The organism is Cohnella sp. OV330 (assembly GCF_900112065.1).
GTDB lineage: Bacteria > Bacillota > Bacilli > Paenibacillales > Paenibacillaceae > Cohnella.
The window spans coordinates 308,180-326,452 of the sequence record NZ_FOKE01000001.1 but is presented as its reverse complement, the minus strand read 5'-3'; the positions used below and the strand labels follow the sequence as shown (position 1 = coordinate 326,452).

Sequence of the window (18,273 nt, the reverse complement as noted above, 5' to 3'; positions counted from 1 at the left end):
CACACCGCCGCCGCCCACATCATGCACTAGAATAGCGCAAAATTGCGCTATTTTATCGCCACGCCAATCGGCGCGTCTTGTCAAAGGAAGTGGAAGGGAATACGGTCGCGGTTCAGCGTATACCTTCGGATTTTACGGTGGGCGGCGTTTACAGGCGCAAGGAGTTGTTTGTCGACGAGCAACCTAAGATACTTAAGGGCGGTATTTTTACTCATACCGGCGGCATCGGCAACCTGCGATGGTCCAAAAAATCCGGTGATTCTGGATACGCAGGCTAGTATCCTTTGTTCGGTCGGGCTGAGTTGGTTGAAGGACTCGATATGAGTGCCCCCCGCGCTGCCCAGAAGCTGCTGCAATAATTGCTGGCACTGCCGTGGTTTGTCTCGAAGCATTAAGAAAGGGAATCGCAGGACAAGCCAGCGGTCGAGTACAAGGTAGTTCTGTCGCATAAGCTCGTCCTCGAATTCAGCGGCGGAAAGGTGCAGGCGATGAGGTCCGCGACCATCCAGCTCGATGGCGATGCGGAGTCCGTTCGTTAGATAGACGAAGTCGATATAGCGATATCCATCTTTGTAGTCGACAATCTCGTACTCGGGAATAAGTCCCGTGAGCGAGCGGAAAGCAGGCCACCAAACGAAGCGAAGAAAGAATAGAGAAGCGTGCGATAAACCGCCGGCGAGCCTGGCGCGACAGCGATCCGAAGCTTTCCGGAGAACCTGTTTCCACCACTTCGCAAATGCTGCCTCGAAAGCAAGATGACTTTGCGCATCGCTAAGTTCGCCTATGGCAACGCTTGAATGAAGCCTTTGCAGCATATCGTTCAGTGCGCTCAAACGACGAGCGGGTACTTTTTCCACGTTGATTTCCCCCTAACCATACAAAAAGCCGCCCGAGCAGCGAATCTCCCAGATTCGCTGCACGAACGGCGTGTGCTTCACACCTATATGAGTTTAATTTAGCGGATCGAAGATTAATTCGCAAGTTTGTCCATCCATCGAAAATGGTTGCGCTTCCAAAAATGCGGAATGTCTTGCTTGCAGGAGAATGATTTGGATGCGCAGGGAACTTCATGAGAGAATTCTCAACATATTCTAATAAATAACGAAATGCTTTGATTCCGCGCCGTTTATTTCTCTTCATGGAAAAATTTGAGGTGTTTCAAATATGATATCGTGGATTTCAAGGCAAGCATACATACATCTGGGAGGTACTCACATGTCTAAAACCAAGCCTATTTTGCGCCGGATTCTGTCTGTCGGCTTATGCGCGGCGATCGGCCTGGGCGTCGTTACGGCCGGACAAGCCGTTTCCGCTCCGAAGGCGTCCGCCGCCTCTTATTACGATACGAAGATCAAGCACGGCGTGAACCTGCGCGTCAGCGCGTCGGCGAGCTCGGGCGTGATCCGGATGATCGGCACGGGCGAATCGGTCCACGTGGTCGGCCAAGCGAACGCCTATTGGCTGCATGTTTTCGATCAGAAGGGCAACTCGGGTTACATCTCGTCCAGCGGTCAATATACGAATTATGTCGGCGGCGGCAGCGGCGGCTCGGCGCCTTCCGCCGGCGGCGGCTCGAAGGCCAATCAGGTCATCTCGATCGCCCAAAGCTACATGGGCCGCGTCAGCTACGACTACGGCACCCGGAACCCGTCCAAGCTCATCTTCGACTGCTCGGCGTTTACCCAATTCGTCTTCGCCAAGGTCGGCGTCGGCCTGAAGTGGGGCACGAAGTCCCAAAAATCCGCCGGCTCCTTTGTGAGCAAGGGCAATCTCGCCAAGGGCGATCTCGTATTCTTCGATACGATCGGCAGCAACAACGGCGTCATTAATCACGTCGGCATCTATATGGGAGGCGGAAAGGTCATTCACGATACGCCTTCCGTCGACGGACTCCAGATCAGCTCGATCACGTCAGGCTTCTGGTCGGCTCATTACGTGACCGCGCGCCGCGTCCTCTAATCTCGTCGCGAGCGTACTCGCCCCATAGCAAGGCCCTTCGGAACCAGCCGTTCCGAAGGGCCTTTTATCGTGTCCCGTACCTACTGGAAAAGCCGATCCGCTGCAACAGCGCAATCCCCGCTTACAGCGCCCTTCCGGCTACTTCGTTCGGCCGTATTTTCTGGCGTAGCTCATGATCCTGCGATACAACGCTTGGTCTCCCCGTCTAAGCGGGTAAAACTGAGGCCTTGTATTCACTTCGAGGATCCATGTTCTCCCCGATCGATCGAGGGCAACGTCCAGACCGAGCTCCCTGAACCCCCGCTTGCGCCTATCGAACAGCTTGCCGACGGATACGCCGAGTCGCTTGAGCTCGCGCTCCTTGCGCCGAATCGCATCCGAGCCGAAGCCCGCCCCGGACAGCGTCTGCCGAAACTTTCCCAGTCTGCCGCCCTGGTGATAGTTCGTCGCCACCTTGCCGGATATGCCGATTTTCGTGAAGAGGGCCGAACTCCTCCAGGCTTGCGCATTCGTCTTCTGAACCATGACGCGAATGTCGAAGGGCCTGCCTCTCGTCTTGGCCAGATTGATGCCCTTCTGCAGCAGGTAGGAGCGGCCTTTGGCCCGTCTGTTCAGATAGGCATAGAGCGCGTCGAGCGTCGGATAATAGGACCGGGAAGCATTGTGCTGAAGCCGATAGCCCCGCTTAAGCTTCCGGATGCGATAGACCTGAAAGCCGCCGGTTCCGCCGGTAGGTTTGAAGAACACCGTAGCGTGCCGGGAGAGCATGTGCCGAAGGCTGTCGCGGCTGAAAAGCTTCGTGTGGGGGACATATTTGCGCGCGGCCGCGCTTTGAAGCAACCATTTCGTCTTCACCCACTTGCTCTTGACCGAGATGCTCCTGTAGCCCATAACGGCATAACCCCTCCTTCTTCTTACCGTATGAAAGGAAAGGACAGCTTGTTCGTGCTCCTGCCTAGCCTTTAGCGCCTGGCCGCGCGCCCGGATCCGTACGACCCTAATGTCCGAATCCGATGATCGAATATAGAAAATGAAGATTGCCTCCGGCCCGGCGATAGCCCAATATAGGAGGGAACAGCCCTTTTTCGCGAGTCTATTCATCAGGCAACGGGAGGACATCCACGCATGAGAAAGCGCTTCCTTCGGTTCTGGCCACGGAACCTGCTGCTGTCCTGGGTTCTGTCCTATTTGCTGATGCTATGCATTCCGATCGCCGTCAGCTTTGCCTTCTACAACAACGCGTACGGCGTCATCAAAAGCGAGATCATGCGCGCCAACCTGGGCTTGCTGAGGCAGGCGCAGCAGGACGTGGACGGCCATCTCCAGGAGATTCGCCAGCTCAGCACGCAGTTGGCTTTTCACGCGGAAGAGCAGGGGCTCATGTACTGGGAACAGCCGCTGACGGCTAACCAGCGGTACATGCTGGCGAGCGCGCAGGCGACGTTCCGGACGTACGCGGCTTCCGGCAGCTTTATCGACTCGTTCATGCTATATCTGCCGCGCTCGCAATACGTCTTGACCAACCGCGCCGCGTACGGCGATCCGAAGCAGCTTCACCAAGAGCTGTACGGCTCGACGGGGCTGACATTCAAGGCTTGGCAGGACCTGATGAACGACCGGTATACGGGCCAGTTTATGCATTTAAATCAAGCCGGCGGCACGGTCGCCAGCCAGACGGAGCCGATGGTGTCTTTCATGCGCTCGCTGCCGCTGTCCAATCCGACCAGTACGATGGCTACGGTCGTCGTCTCCGTCAAGGAGTCGAAGCTGCTGGACACGATTCGGGCCGTGCAGGCCGTGAACAAGGGAACGGTGCTCATCCTCGATGCGGAACGCCGCCCGATCGCCTCTACCGGCCGGATCGAGCCGGACGAGCTGTCGAAGATCTTGGAAGCCTTCGCGCCGTTCGGCGATGCGGCAGGCAGCACGCAGCTCGACCGGGGAGGCACGGTGATGAACCGGATCGTCTCGGCGACTACCGAATGGCAGTATGTCTCGGTCATCCCCTCCAGCACGTTCTGGGTCAAGGCGGAGCGCATCCGCGCGTGGTCGCTCGCGGGGCTCGCCTTTTGCCTGCTGCTCGGCGGCTTGTTCGCTTACGTGCTGGCGCGGCGCCAGTACCATCCGGTCGGCGAGATTCTACGCCTGCTGTCGGGCAAGGCCCGCCAGGCGATGGAGCGGCATCGCGACGAATATCATTTTATCCGCGAGGCGCTTCGCGACTCCTTCGACGAATCGGCGCATATGCAGCGGCAGCTGCAGCAGCAGAGCAGCGTCATGCGCTCCAATCTGCTGTTCAGGCTGCTCAAGGGGAGGCTGGAGTCCGCCTATCCGATCGACGAGGCGCTGGCCGCGTACGATCTCTCGTTTCCCCGCGACAGCTTCGCCGCGGTTATCTTCTATATAGAAGACTTCAGCGATTTGTTCCGGTCGACCGGCGGCGAGGACGAGGAGAAGCGGCTCAAGTTCGTGCAGCATATCGTCCGCAATATCGTCGAAGAGCTGACCAACAAGACCTATGTCGGCTACATGACCGATCTCGAAGACAACATGATGACGCTGCTCGTCAACGTGCCGGGCGACGGCGACTCCGCGGAGCAGGTCGGCAGCCGCATTTTGGAGATGGCGACGGAGGCCCAATCCTTTATCGCCAGCCGCTTCTACATCGATCACACGGTATCGGTGAGCGCCGTCCATGCGGGCATCCCGGGCATCCGCGCCGCGTATACGGAAGCGCTGGATACGCTGGAGTACAAGATGGTATTCGGCACGAACCGCGTCATTGCCTACGAGCAGCTGCAGGAGCCCGATCCGATTCAGACGTACTATTATCCGATGGACAAGGAGCAGCATCTGATCAACGCGGTCAAGACCGGCAACTTCGAGAAAGCGATGGACACGCTTGGCGAGCTGTTCGAGGTGAACATGGCGATGAAGGCCGTGCCGATCGACGTATCCCGCTGCTTCATGTTCGACCTGGTCGGGACGATCATGAAGACGCTGGACGAGATTCAGCTGGCCGACAAGCGGCAGTTCATGCGCAGCTGGGATCCGATCACCCGGCTGCTGAAGCGAGAGACGCTGCAGGATATGAAGCGGGAGATGGAGTCGCTGCTCCGTCAGGCATGCGAGTGGGTCGACGAGAACAAAAAGAGCCGCAATACGGGGCTGCGCGACCGGGTGTATCAATATATACAGGAGCATTACCGCAACAGCAATCTGAGTCTCGCCGGCATCGCGGAGGACATCGGCGTCAACTCCGCTTATTTGTCCCGCTTCTTCAAGGAGCAGCACGGCGAGAGCCTGCTGGATACGCTGAGCCGGATCCGGCTCGATCACGCCAAGCGGCTGCTGCGGGATGGCGGCCATACCGTCAGCGAGATCGCGACGATGGTCGGCTTTTACAACAGCAATGCCTTTATCCGGACCTTCAAGAAGTACGAGGGCGTTACTCCCGGGCAGTACAAGGAGATCTGAACGGCTGACCCTTCATGGCGCGTCCATGGAGGGTTCTGTCGTTTAGGGGATCGGGCTGGTATACGAAATTGAAGACGTCGAGCGAAAGGGAAGTCGCGAATTGTACGCTTTTGAGTACGAATCTACGGATCCGGCGATATACGAATACGGCGCAGGACCCTATAGTCGGAAATGTAGCGGGGCGGTTGCCCCGATAGATTGACCATACAAGGGAAGGGGAACGAACCATGAAGCGCCATACGAGAAAAGGTTTGACCGTCGCGGCTACGATTATGCTCGCCGGCGGTCTGCTGGCCGCCTGCGGCGGCAACAACAACGAGGAGAATCGGCCGTCCGCGGCAAGCGCGTCCGGCGCGAGCCAGACGGCGTCGACGGCGGGCACGTCCGCGCAGTCGATCGCCATCAGCTATTATACGGCGCTGAACGCGAACGCCTCGGCGGTGGTGACGAGCCTGAGCGATGTCGAGATGTACAAGGAGTTGCAGAAGCGTACCGGCGTCGCCGTGAACTTCAAGCATCCGGCGGTCGGGCAGGAGAAGGAGCAGTTCAATCTATTGATCGCATCGGGCAATCTGACCGACGTGATCGAGACGGCCTGGAACGATTACCCGGGCGGACCGAGCAAGGCGCTCGCCGACGGCACGATCGTCAAGCTGAACGATCTGATCGCGCAGAACGCGCCGAACCTCAGCAAGCTGATGAAGGAAAACGAAGCCGTGGACAAGATGGTTCGGACGGATACCGGCGACATCTATATGATGCCGATGATCAATCTCGGCAAGTACCGTTCGTTCGACGGTCCGTTTTTCCGCAAGGACTGGCTCGACGAGCTGGGCCTCAAGACGCCGAAGACGATCGGAGATTGGGAGAATACGCTCCGCGCTTTCAAGGAGAAGAAGGGAGCGACGGCGCCTTTCACGGCGACGGCCAAGAAGCTGAAGGAGTTCACGATGCTGCCCGGCGCCTTCGGCGTATCGCACGGCTACTACCTGGACGGCGGCAAGGTCAAATACGGCCCGGCGCAGGACGGCTACAAGCAATATATCGCGCTGATGAACAAGTGGTTTAAAGAGGGCCTGCTCGATCCCGATACATTCGCGAACGACACGAAGAAGATGGAATCCAATCTGACCTCGGGCAAGTCGGGCCTGATCTTCGGGTATATCGGCGGCACGATGGGGACGCTCACGACAAGCGTCCGCCAGACGGATCCGAAGTTCGAGCTGGTCGGCGCGCAATATCCGGTGCTAAACGACGGCGACAAGCCCCAGTTCGTGAAGCGCGACCCCGAGGTGAACGCGAGCGGGCAGGTCGGCATCACGAAGGCGAACGCGCATCCGGCCGAGACCGTCAAGTGGCTCGACACGCTCTACGGCGAGGACGGGGCGCTGCTGAAAAACTTCGGCGTCGAAGGACTGACTTACACGATGGGGAACGGCAAGCCGACGTATACGGACCTGATCATGAAAAATCCGGACAAATTGTCCCCTGCGCAGGCGATGGCGAAGTACTTCCGCGCCAACTATCCGTCCCCGGGTCTCGCGGACGACCGATATATCGAGCAGTACTATACGCTGCCCGAGCAGCAGGAAGCGGCCAAGACGTTCGCCGAGTACGCGGATCTGTCCCTTGAGCACGTCCTGCCGCCGGTGACGCTGACGCCGGAGGAGTCCGAAGAGCTGGCGCAGATCGAAGGAGAGGTCAACACGTACCTGGACGAGATGACGGCCAAATTCATCATGGGCGTGGAGCCGATCGACAATTACGACAAGTTCGTCTCGCAGCTGCAGAAGATGAAGATCGACCGCGCCGTCGAGTTGAAGCAGGCTGCTTATGACCGCTACGCGAAGAGATAAAGAGACGGGCGAAGGGCGAAGGAGGATCGGGCACGAGCTGCGGTCCTCTTCCGTCCGCGCCGCAAGGAGGAACCGCCATGAAAGCGGCGACGGCCATACGTAAAGATTTCGCGCGGCACAAGTCGATCTATCTGATGGCGGCGCCGGTCATCCTGTATTATTTGATTTTCCACTACACCCCGATTTACGGCGCCATCATCGCATTCAAAAACTTTCAGCCCGCACAAGGCATCTGGGGAAGCAAGTGGGTCGGCTTCGACCAATTCGATCGCTTCTTCCACGGCTATTACTTCTGGCGGCTGCTGAAGAACACGCTGCTCATCAGCCTCTATTCCATCCTGTTCGGCTTTCCCGCCCCGATCCTGCTCGCGCTGCTCCTGAACGAGCTGCGGATGCGCTGGTTCAAGCGAGTCGTCCAGACGGTGACGTACCTGCCCCACTTCATCTCGGTGATCGTCATCAGCGGCATCCTGATCGACTTCATCAGCCGGGACGGCCTGCTGAACGATCTGTTCGCCTTCTTCGGCGCCGATCGGGTCGCGTTTCTGGCGTTTCCGCAGTATTTCCGGACGATCTTCGTGTCCAGCAGCATCTGGCAGGAGGTCGGCTGGGGGAGCATCATCTATCTGGCTGCGCTGAGCGCGATCAATCCCGAGCTGTACGAAGCGGCCAAGATCGACGGTGCCGGACGGTTCAAGCAAATCCGCTATATAACCATTCCGAGCCTGGTGCCGATTATGGCGATACTGCTCATTCTGCGGATCGGCCATGTGATGGAGGTCGGGTTCGAGAAAATCATCCTGCTGTACCGGCCGACGACCTACGAGACGGCGGACGTGATCGCGTCCTATATTTACCGTGAAGGCCTGGGGGGCTTCAATTACAGCTACTCGGCCGCCATCGGGCTGTTCCAGTCGGTCGTCAATCTCGCGCTGCTCTACTCGGCGCACAGGATATCCAAGCGAATGAACGGATCCGGGCTATGGTAGGCGGAAGGAGGAGACCGACCCCATGACTATCAAAAGAAGTTTATCGGAACATCTCTTCGACGCCGCGAATGTCATCATCATGCTGATCCTGGTCGTGCTGACGCTGTATCCGTTCTACTACGTGCTGATGGCGTCGGTCAGCGACGCCAATCTGTTGGTCGGCCATGAGGGCCTGCTGCTGTGGCCGAAAAACTTAAGCATGGCGGCCTACGACCTGGTCATGAAAAATCCGAACATCCTGACGGGCTACCGAAACACGATCGCGGTCGTGACGCTCGGCACGACGCTCAACATTTTCATGACGTCGCTCGGCGCCTACGTGCTCTCCCGAAAAGGCTTGTACTGGATGAAGCCCCTGTCCGTGATGATCGTGCTGACGATGTTCTTCTCGGGCGGTCTCATCCCGACGTACCTGCTGGTCAACAACACGCTGCACTTGGGCGATTCGCTGTTCGCGCTCATCTTGCCGGGGCTCATCTCGACGTGGAATCTCATCGTGATGCGCACCTCCTTCGAAGCGCTCCCCGAAGCGCTCATGGAGTCCGCGCGGATCGACGGGGCCGGCGAATGGCGCATTCTGTTCAAGGTCGTGATGCCGCTGTCGCTGCCCGTCATCTCGGTCATGATCCTGTTCTACGGCGTCAGCCACTGGAACGCATGGTTCTCGGCCGTCATCTATCTGCGCGACCGGGAGTTGTTCCCGCTGCAGGTCATCCTGCGCGAGATTCTCATTCAGAACAGCACGGACTCGATGATGACCGGCGCCGGCAGCGGAGACCGTGAGTCGATCGGCGAGAGCATCAAGTACGCGACGATCATCGTCGCCACCCTGCCGATTCTGGTCGTCTATCCGTTCCTGCAGAAGTACTTCGTGAAGGGTGTCATGGTCGGCGCCGTTAAGGAGTAATCCAAGGAGGCTAGTCATGGGAAAAAGCGCGAAGAGATGGATGGCCGCTGCACTTGCGGTCATGTTGGCCATGAGCCCGCTCGGGGGGCTCGGCGGCGGACAGGCAGTCGCCGCGGCGCCGGAGGCGAAGACGTATACGATGACGGTGGAGAAGGACAACTTCGTGCGCCGCACGAATCCGTCCAGCCCGACGCCGGACTACAGCAATATGACCAACGGCGGGGAATCCGCCAAGACCGCTTATCTGAATGTGAAGGGGACGAACACGACCTCGCCGCGGGAGGCCTATCTGCAGTTCGACCTGGCGAATATGCCCGAGCAGATCACGTCGGCCGTCTTGTATCTATACGGGGAAAACAGCGAGAGCGCGACCGCGTCCGTCACCGCGAACGTGTACGGACTCGATCAGCCCGGCGCGGACGCCTGGGAACAGAGCACGCTGACCTGGAATACGAAGCCCGGACCGGGCGCGAACGGGCTCGGCGCTGTCGCGTTTCCCAAGAAGGGCAGCTCCGCATGGACGAGCCTGGACGTGACGGCGTTCGTCCGGCGACAGCTTGCCGGCGACAAGACGGTCAGCTTCGCGGTCGCGGGCAGCAGCGCCCTGATCCGCATCGAGTCCGGCACGACCTATGTCGAGGACGTACCGGGCCACAAGGCGAAGCCGTACCTGCTGATCGACGGCACGCCATCGCTGAAGTCGGTCACGCTGACCTCGGATCGAGCGTCGCTGGGCATCGGCCAGACCGCAAGCCTCTCGGCGGCGGGGCTGCTGGATACGAACGCGGCGGCGGATCTGTCGGACGCGACGATCGTCTATGCCAGCGACGGGTCGTGCATCGCCGTCGACGATGCTGCGGTGGGCGTCGCCCGCGCCGTCTGCGACGGGACCGCGAACGTGACGGCAACGGCGACGCTGGCCGGCGTGACCCGGACGGCCGCGCTGACGCTACATGCGGACGGCACGGCGCCGGGCGAGGTGACGGGTCTCGCGGGCGGACTCGCGAACGGCGAGTTCCGGCTAACCTGGCAAGATCCCGCCGATGCGGACCTGGCGTCCGTGGCGGTCTATGAGGGCCAGACGCTGCTCGGCACGGCCGCCAAGGGCGAGGAGGCGCTGCGGCTGACCGGCTTGAAGCCGGGTCAGGCGTATACGCTGACGGCGAAGACGACGGATTCGGCGGGCAATCGATCCGCCGGGACGAGCGCGACGATCGTGTACGAGGAGCCGGTCGCGCTGGCGGAGGTTCGCGCGGAGGCGTCCGCCGACGTCGTCCGGCCGGGCGAGACGGTCTCGTTTTCGGTCGCCGGCAGCTTAAGCGACGGCACAGCCGCCGATCTCGGCTCGGCCGAGGTCGCGTGGACGAGCAGCGGCGGCAGCCTGGTCTTTGCCGGAGACGGGGGCGGTTCGGTTGCCATTGCCGTCTACGCAGGATCGGCGAGGGTTCGCGCCGTCGTCACGCTGGACGGCGTCACCCGCGAGAGCGCGCCTGTGCTCGTTCGCGTTTATCCCGCCGTACAGGACGAATACGATGCGCTGCGGCTGAAGTACGCGGTCAAGCTGACCGGCTATGATCCCGACGACCCGTACGATCCGGACGATCCGCTCATCCGCGCGAGCATCGACGCCCAGGACGCCAAAGTTCAGGGCTATTGGGAAGCGATGAACCCGACGTCGTACGACTGGGCGGATCTGCAGTCGGCGACCAAGTCGGCTGAGCTCGGCACCGCGTCCGACAGGCTCGCGCAGATGGCGAAGCAGTGGGCGACGTACGGCTCCCGCTACTACCAGGACGAGGCGCTGCTGCACGATGTGTTGGCCGGCTGGGCGCGTTTTTACGAGATGAGGTACAACGAAAACAAAATCATGTACGACAACTGGTTCGACTGGCTGGTGAACGTGCCGAACCGCATCAACGACGCCATGGCATTGTTGTACGAGACGATTCCGCACAGCGAGCATCCGGAGCTGCTCGCGCAGCTGAACCGGGCGATCGACAAGTTTAACCCGACGGTGTCCCGGACCGGCGCGAACCGCGTGTTCGTCAGCAAGGTGCTCATCCTGCGCGGGATCAACGGCAAAAATGCCGCCGCCATCCAAGCGGGCTCGGACGGCCTGACCGAGGTGTTCCCGTACGTGAAATCGGGCGATGGCTTCTATAAGGACGGCTCGTTTATTCAGCACGACTACTTCCCGTACGCCGGCAGCTACGGCAGGGCGCTGCTCACGGATATCTCGGAGACGCTGTGGCTCGTCAGCGGCAGCCCATGGGACAACGACGATCCGCAGCGCGGCAACATCTATCGCTGGTACTTCGATACGTTCGAGCCGGCGCTTTTCAACGGTCAGATCGTCAACGGAGTGACCGGCCGCGAGATCTCGCGGGACTATTCGTATGGCGGCTACGGCGTGCTGAACGCGCTGCTCCTGCAGATCGAGATGTCGGGCAATCCGTACGTGGAGCAAGAGAAAAGCGCGGTCAAGCACCATATCGAGCGCGGCAGCGTGGATTCGTTCATGCGTACCGCCTCCATCTGGAACATGCAGCGGGCGCGGCGGATCTTGAACGATCCGACGGTTGCCGCGTACGTGCCGCCGCTCGGCAACTTTAACTTCTACAATCAGGACAACGTCGTGCAGCGGGGAGAAGGCTGGCTGTACGGCATCTCGATGCATTCGGACCGCATCGCCAACTACGAGACGGTCAGCAACGAGAACCTGAAGGGCTGGTACGAGTCCGACGGCATGACGCAGCTGTACCTCGATCCGTTCGATTACCTGTCGACATATTGGGCTACGGTCGATCCGCATCGGCTGCCGGGCATTACCGTAGACCGCGACGAGAGCCGCCTGCCCGCCACGTCGGCGAACCGGCCGACGGTCGACGTCAGCAAGTATGCGGGCGACGGAGAGCTGATGGAGAACGGCTGGACCGGCGGCGTCTCGCTGGACGGCTTGTACGGTACGGCAGGCATGGACTTCAAGCAACACGACTATGCCGATATGGACGTGTCCGCCAAGAAATCATGGTTCATGTTCGATGACGAGATCGTGGCGCTGGGGGCGGGAATCGACAGCTCTTCCGACCGTCCGATCGAGACGGTCGTGGACAACCGCACTTTGAACGCGGCCGGCGACAATGCGCTGACCGTCGACGGCTCGCCGGACGAGACGGCGCCGGGGCAGCAAGAGCTGCTTGCGGATACCGGCTGGATTCATCTGGACGGCACGGGCGGCTACGTGTTCCCCGGCGGCGCGGACGTGAACGCGCTCCGCGAGGAGCGCGCCGGGAAGTCGAAGGACATCAACGAGAAGTTCTTCACGCCCGGCGACGACGACTTTAACGCTGCGACCCTGTCCACGATCTGGAGCTGGCTGCGGGGCGACGCGTCCCATCGCGCGCTGGCGGGCGGGAAGCTGACGGTGACGACGCAGCGGGGAACGCTGCGCGGGGACGCGAACCAAGGCAGCGGCGAAGGTTCGAGTTCGACGAACAATGTGCTGCTGACGGCGGCGCCCAAAGAAGATTTCTTCGTGACGACGAAGCTGATGTTCGCGCCCGACCTGGCGGGACAGGAAGCGGGGCTGCTGCTTCGCAAGGACGACGACAACTACGTGTCCATCGCGCGTTCGGTCTACGGCATCACGGCCGTGAACGAGATCGGCGGCGCGGCGGACGTTCGCGAGATCCCCTTCGCGACCGAGGGAGACGTCTATCTGAAAATCGACAAGAGCGGCAGCCGGTACGCGGTGTATGCAGGCGGCGACGAGACGACCTGGGGCGCTCCGCTGGCCGTCTTCGACAACGCGATGGCAGGCGAGGACCGCATCAACGCCGGACTACGCATGGGATTGTACGCGCAGAACGGGGAAGAGGAAGCGCCGGAGATCGCCGCCGATTTCGACTTCTTTCACTTTTGGCACACGCGCAATTATATGACCCTGTGGCTCGATCACGGGACCGCGCCGCAGGATGCCGGCTACAGCTACATCCAGCTGCCGCTGAAGAGCGCGGCAGAAGTAGCGGCCTACAGCGACGATCCGGATGTCGCGATCCTCGCGAACACGAAGGAGATTCAGGCCGCCGCGGATGCCACGCTTGGCGTGACGGCCATGAACTTCTGGCAGCGCGGGACGCTAGGGCGCGTGAAGGCGAACAATCCTTCGTCGGCAATGCTGAAGGAAGCCGGCGGCGAGCTGACGTTGGCGGTGTCCGATCCGACGCACAAGCAGAGCAAGATCAGCTTTGAACTGAGTTACAAGGGGACTGGCGTCGTCTCGCAGGACAGCACCGTTCATGTACTGCAGTTGTCCCCGACGATCAAGTTCGAGGTCGACCCGACGGCGGATCCCGGCAAGACGCATCATGTCCGGTTCGCCTATGACCCGAACGCGATCGTCCCGGCATTCGCGACGCCTAAGCTCGCGTCCGTCTCTTTCGGCGATTCGTTCCGCGTGGTCGAGACCGGCACGACCGTCAATCTGAACCTGAGCGGCTTGATGGACGACAACGGTCCGGCCGATCTGCGCGACGCGAAGGTGATGCTGACGAGCAGCAACGGGAAGGTAGCCACGGTGAATAGCGGCTGGCGAAGGCTCCAAGCCAAGCAGCCGGGCACGTCAATCATCCGGGCAACCGTGACGATTGGCGGCGTTACGAAGACCGCCGAGCTGCGCGTGTTGGTGCCGTCGGCCGCGCCCGAGACGACAACCTATACGACCGCGGCGGATACGTTCGTTCGCTCCGGCATCTACGCGGGCGATACGTACGGCTCAGATACGAAGCTGTACGTGAAAAACGCGGGCGGCGACGACGGCCGCGAAGCGTACTTTCGCTTCGACCTGAGCGGATTCGCGGGCTCGGCGGACGCGATCGAGTCGGTCACGCTGTATGCGACCGGCCGCGTGGACGACACGGGCGGCACCTACGTCGATACGGTAGTCAAGCCGATCCTCGGCAGTTGGGACGAGGCGAAGACCGGCTACGCGACCCGGCCCGGGCTTGGCCCGACGATCGCCGGCGCACGGTTCACGAACGTCGATTCGACGCAAAGCTTCGACATCACCGAATACGTCCGCGAACGGCTCGCGAGCGGCGCCGCCGTCGACCTGGCGATCTCCCAGGACGTGCTCGTCGGCCGCAAGATGTACGTCTATTCGCGCGATTACGCGAACAAGCGCCCCTATATCGTTGTCGTGGCGCATTCGTATTCTACCGAATAGAGCGTGCACGGCGCGAAAAAGCGCGAAGCACCTGCTGCTTCGCGCTTTTCTCTTCTATATAGCTTTATCGCCCGCCGCGGCCCACTGCCTGTACAAGCGCCTTCGGCGCCGGAAAATAGCCGATCGATACGGCGTGCTCGATCATTTGGCGAAGATAGCTTTCGTCCGCGGGCGCGCAGCGGATGTCCGTCGCCTCAAGGAACGAGGACGCGGCCGGGCAGCCGTAGCGGTAGTCGGAATCCTTCGCCCCGTCGCCCTCGAGCTGGGCGATCGCCAGCTTTACCGCTTCGGGGTCCTTGGGCACCGCCGAATCGAATAGCCAATTCGAATAATCCGCAAAGTCGAGCGTCTCGACCGGGTAGCCGAGCGCGCCTAGCATCTCGATCATCCGCTCGTAGCGGACCGGCTCCGGATTGCAGATGTGGAACAGCCGTCCGGCGGTGTCCGGCCGCAGCGCCAGATGCACGATCGACTTGCCCGCATAATCGATCGGGGTGAAGTCCACGTCCCAGTTCGCTTTCGGCGCTTTGCCGAGCAGCAGCATCGCTTTGATCATCCGGTAGAACGCGTTGTTGTCGATGTTCTGCTGGAACTTCCCGCTCTCCGCATGACAGGACAAGTTGCCCGCCCGGTAGATGTTGACGGCCAGACCGCGGTTCGCGGCGGCCATGAGCAGTTTTTCCGCTTCGAGCTTGCTTTGCGTGTACAGATTGTCGACCTTCAGGTCCGGATCGAACGCGGCGCGCGAGAGCTGTTCTTCCCACTGCCCGCTAAGCGCCAGATCTTCAGGAATGCCGAGCGTCGAGATGTGGTGGAACCTTACGCTCCGCTCCGATCCTTCGGCGAGCTCGATCAGATGGCGGGTCGCGAGGACGTTCGATTTGTCGAACTGATCCGCGTCCCCGAAATGCCGCACGTCCGCGGCGCTGTGCAGGATCGCGTCCGCGTTCGCGCCGACGAAATGCGCGTCCGCCGGCGACAAGCCCAGTCCGGGCTGCGACAGATCCCCTTCCACGACATAGACGCGGCCGTCCAACAGATCGAGCGACGAAGCGCCGAAGTAATGCACCAGCGTCTTCTGAATTCTGAACTGCGCCGAGTCCGATCCGCTCGGGCGCGCGAGGCAGATGATCTTGGCCTCGCTCTGGACGAGCAGCTCGTAGAGCAGATAGGCGCCGAGGTAGCCGGTCGCGCCGGTCAATAGCACGGCGGACGGCCGGTCATGCAGCCGCTCCGCGGACGCTTGCCCCAGCACGGCGGGATGCTCGTCCAGCGGGATGACCTCGCCTCCGACATAGGCCTTGCGGGAAGCGTCGGCTCCGGCACTCAACCGTTCGGCGCGTTCGGCCAGCTTCTCGATCGTCCTGCATTCGAAGAAGTCGTTGATGCCGATATCCGGGAATCGCGGCTTGAGCAGGACGAGCACGTGAATGATCGCCAGGGAATCGCCGCCGATCTCGAAGAAATCGTCATGAATGCCGATCCTGCCGAGGTCGAGCGATTCCTGCCAGGCGGCCGCGATGGCCGCTTGGGTCTCATTGGCCGGCGGCGCGTAGCTTTCGTCGTCGCGATCCTGTTCATCCTGCAGCTCGTAGCCGGCGAGCTTCTTGCGGTCGATCTTGCCCGTAGGGGAGATCGGCATGTCCGCCAATTGAACGATCAGCTTCGGCACGAAGTAGGAGGGGAGCTTCTCGCTCAGCAGCCGCTTGACCTCTGCGACGGCCACCCGCGCTCCGTCTTTGGACGTGAAGAAGCCGACGAGCATGTTCTGGCCGTCCTTTTCCTTCTTCGGCACGACGGCGATGTTTTGCACGTTCGGTATCTTGGCAAATGCGTCCTCGATCTCGCCGATCTCGATCCGGTGTCCGCGAATCTTGATCTGCGAGTCCCTGCGGCCGACGTACTCGATGGTGCCGTCCGGCAGCAGCTTCGCGAAGTCCCCGGACTTGTAGATCAGGCTGCCCGGCTCGAACGGGTTCGGGACGAACGCGTCCTTGGTTTTCTCGGGCTGGTTCAAGTAGCCTTTGGCCAGACCCACCGTAGAGATGAGCACCTCGCCATGGACGTTGACCGGGCACAGCCGGTTTTCCTCGTTGACGATGTAGACCTTGTAGTTGCCGATCGGCCGTCCGATCGGCACGTTCGCCAGGTCGTCGGGAACGTAGTCGCGAATCGTATGGGTCGTCGTGCACACCGTGCACTCGGTCGGCCCGTACACGTTCACGATCGCGATGGCGTCCTTGAATTTGCGCTGGAAGGCGCGCACTTGCTCGCCGTACAGCGCTTCGCCGGCTACCGTGATCAGGTGGACGCGAGAGAGCTTGCGATACCCTTCATCGGACAGATAGGCCGACAGCTGGTTGAAGAATACGGTCGGCAAAATCGCGACGATCGTCGTTCCCGTCCGCTCGACCGCCGAGGCGAACTCTTCGACCGACATCCGCTCGGCCGGCGACAGCAGGTACAGCTCGGCGCCGTAGAACAACGCGCCGATCGTATCCCATACGGAGGCGTCGAAGCTGTACGTGGCGAATTGAGTCAGCACGTCATCCGGCCCGATGCCGCAATCCTTGCGGACGGATTCCCCCAGATTGACGACGCCCTCGTGGGCGATGAGCGCGCCCTTCGGCCGGCCCGTAGAGCCGGACGTATAGATGACATAAGCGAGATCGTCCGGACCGGCTCCGCCGTCGGGATTGTCCGCGCCCTCGTAAGCCGGAAATCCCGCTTCGACGTCGACGATCGCCTTGACCGACCCGATGCCTGCGCAGAGCCGCTCCGCGGCCTGCACATACTTGCCCTTCGTCAAGACGAACGCCGATCCCGTATCCTCCACGATATAACGGTTGCGCTCGTCGGGGTGCTCCGGATCGATCGGGACATAGACGCCGCCCGCCTTCAGAATGCCGAGCAGGCTCACGATCAGCTCCGCGCTGCGCTCCATCAGGATCGTGACGAATTCGCCTTTGCAGAGGCCGCGGTCCAGCAGCATCCGGGCCGTCCGGTTCGCCTCTTCGTTCAATTGCCGGTACGTCCATTTTCCTTCGGCGGAGGAGACCGCGGTCTTGTCCGGATAACGAGCCGCCGCCCGCTCGATCATGGCGTGAATAGTCGCGTGCTTATCGTACGCCGCTGCGGTCGCGTTCAGCGCCGCGTAGACCGCGGCATCCTCTTCCGTCAGCAAGTCGACTCCCGCGAAGCTTGCGGACGGATCGGCGAGCGCGGCCTCCAACAATGCGGCATAGTACCGGACATAGCGGCCGATCGTCGCTTCGCGGAAGAGAGAGGCGTCGTACTCGACGATGACGACCCAGCCGCCGTCGCGCTCGCGCAGCTGCCAATTCAGCTGCTCATGCTCCGCGCGAAGGGGGAAGCCGACGGAGAAGCGGGTCTCGCAGACGCCGTCGAACGGCGGCTCCGGCGCGATCAGGCCGCGATGGACGGCATCGCGCAGGTCGCCGAACGTCCTGGCCGCGGCCGCGTCGACGAACACGGGCGCGTCGCCCGCCGCCGCCGCGATGCCGGCCGCCATCTCGCGCTCGCCCGACAGGCGGCAGATCCATGCGAAGTAGACGGCCGCCAGCATGGCGATATCGTGATTTCCCTCCCGTTTCGATTCCCGGAGCGTCCGGGTTAGTGACTGGCTTAACGCATATTCGATCGTATCGTAGGCGTAAGTCCGGCGATGACGGGGATAGTCCGTCGGCAGCAAAAGAACCGGCTGTTGCGATCCGCGCACGGGGTTCGGCTCGGCAGCGGTACGATTGAAAGACATGTTTTTATTGCCTCCATGGCTAGAATGGAGACGCACCCTATCCCAGAGAATAGAGTGCGTCTCGGTTGGATCCGGGAGAGTGCGTA

At 61.2% G+C, this 18,273-nt stretch carries 9 protein-coding genes; 6 read left to right on the top strand and 3 right to left on the bottom strand.

Annotation, left to right across the window (positions count from 1 at the left end; translation table 11 throughout):
* Positions 1 to 80 precede the first annotated feature (80 nt).
* Complete coding sequence (locus tag BM235_RS01190) at positions 81 to 857, bottom strand: hypothetical protein (RefSeq protein WP_090108709.1); 777 nt, start codon at positions 855 to 857, stop codon at positions 81 to 83.
* A 358-nt stretch (positions 858 to 1,215) separates the two neighbouring features.
* On the opposite strand from BM235_RS01190, the gene BM235_RS01185 reads away from it, so the two are divergent.
* Positions 1,216 to 1,959: a C40 family peptidase gene (locus tag BM235_RS01185; protein WP_158543648.1), complete on the top strand. Its 744-nt coding sequence runs from the start codon at positions 1,216 to 1,218 to the stop codon at positions 1,957 to 1,959.
* A 138-nt stretch (positions 1,960 to 2,097) separates the two neighbouring features.
* Here the strand turns inward: BM235_RS01185 and BM235_RS01180 are convergent, their stop codons facing one another.
* Positions 2,098 to 2,850 carry a YheC/YheD family protein gene (locus tag BM235_RS01180; protein WP_090108707.1) on the bottom strand — a complete coding sequence of 251 codons (753 nt, stop codon included), beginning with the start codon at positions 2,848 to 2,850 and terminating at the stop codon, positions 2,098 to 2,100.
* Between the two features lie 234 nt (positions 2,851 to 3,084).
* Here BM235_RS01180 and BM235_RS01175 point away from each other — a divergent pair, with 234 nt between their 5' ends.
* The 5 genes from BM235_RS01175 (at position 3,085) to BM235_RS01155 (ending at position 14,412) form a co-directional block, all read left to right on the top strand.
* Positions 3,085 to 5,436: a helix-turn-helix domain-containing protein gene (locus BM235_RS01175; protein WP_090108706.1), complete on the top strand. Its 2,352-nt coding sequence runs from the start codon at positions 3,085 to 3,087 to the stop codon at positions 5,434 to 5,436.
* 227 nt (positions 5,437 to 5,663) lie between these two features.
* The gene (locus BM235_RS01170; protein ID WP_090108705.1) at positions 5,664 to 7,292 is read left to right on the top strand and encodes a type 2 periplasmic-binding domain-containing protein; all 1,629 of its coding nucleotides are present in this window, start codon (positions 5,664 to 5,666) and stop codon (positions 7,290 to 7,292) included.
* A 77-nt stretch (positions 7,293 to 7,369) separates the two neighbouring features.
* Positions 7,370 to 8,281: an ABC transporter permease gene (locus BM235_RS01165; protein WP_090108704.1), complete on the top strand. Its 912-nt coding sequence runs from the start codon at positions 7,370 to 7,372 to the stop codon at positions 8,279 to 8,281.
* A 22-nt stretch (positions 8,282 to 8,303) separates the two neighbouring features.
* Positions 8,304 to 9,188, top strand: coding sequence for a carbohydrate ABC transporter permease (locus BM235_RS01160; protein ID WP_090108703.1), 885 nt, complete (start codon positions 8,304 to 8,306; stop codon positions 9,186 to 9,188).
* 16 nt (positions 9,189 to 9,204) lie between these two features.
* The gene (locus BM235_RS01155; RefSeq protein ID WP_090108702.1) at positions 9,205 to 14,412 is read left to right on the top strand and encodes a polysaccharide lyase family 8 super-sandwich domain-containing protein; all 5,208 of its coding nucleotides are present in this window, start codon (positions 9,205 to 9,207) and stop codon (positions 14,410 to 14,412) included.
* A gap of 64 nt (positions 14,413 to 14,476) precedes the next feature.
* Here the strand turns inward: BM235_RS01155 and BM235_RS01150 are convergent, their stop codons facing one another.
* Entirely contained in the window at positions 14,477 to 18,187 is a 3,711-nt protein-coding gene (locus BM235_RS01150) for a non-ribosomal peptide synthetase family protein (protein WP_090108701.1), read from the bottom strand.
* Positions 18,188 to 18,273: the final 86 nt, after the last annotated feature.

What these genes read in the sequence shown, in the direction of transcription:
- BM235_RS01185 (WP_158543648.1), top strand. Translation starts at nt 1,216, where the DNA reads ATGTCTAAAACCAAGCCTATTTTGCGCCGGATTCTGTCTGTCGGCTTA.
- BM235_RS01165 (WP_090108704.1), top strand. Translation starts at nt 7,370, where the DNA reads ATGAAAGCGGCGACGGCCATACGTAAAGATTTCGCGCGGCACAAGTCG.
- BM235_RS01155 (WP_090108702.1), top strand. Translation starts at nt 9,205, where the DNA reads ATGGGAAAAAGCGCGAAGAGATGGATGGCCGCTGCACTTGCGGTCATG.
- BM235_RS01150 (WP_090108701.1), bottom strand. Translation starts at nt 18,187, where the DNA reads ATGTCTTTCAATCGTACCGCTGCCGAGCCGAACCCCGTGCGCGGATCG.
- BM235_RS01160 (WP_090108703.1), top strand. Translation starts at nt 8,304, where the DNA reads ATGACTATCAAAAGAAGTTTATCGGAACATCTCTTCGACGCCGCGAAT.
- BM235_RS01170 (WP_090108705.1), top strand. Translation starts at nt 5,664, where the DNA reads ATGAAGCGCCATACGAGAAAAGGTTTGACCGTCGCGGCTACGATTATG.
- BM235_RS01180 (WP_090108707.1), bottom strand. Translation starts at nt 2,850, where the DNA reads ATGGGCTACAGGAGCATCTCGGTCAAGAGCAAGTGGGTGAAGACGAAA.
- BM235_RS01175 (WP_090108706.1), top strand. Translation starts at nt 3,085, where the DNA reads ATGAGAAAGCGCTTCCTTCGGTTCTGGCCACGGAACCTGCTGCTGTCC.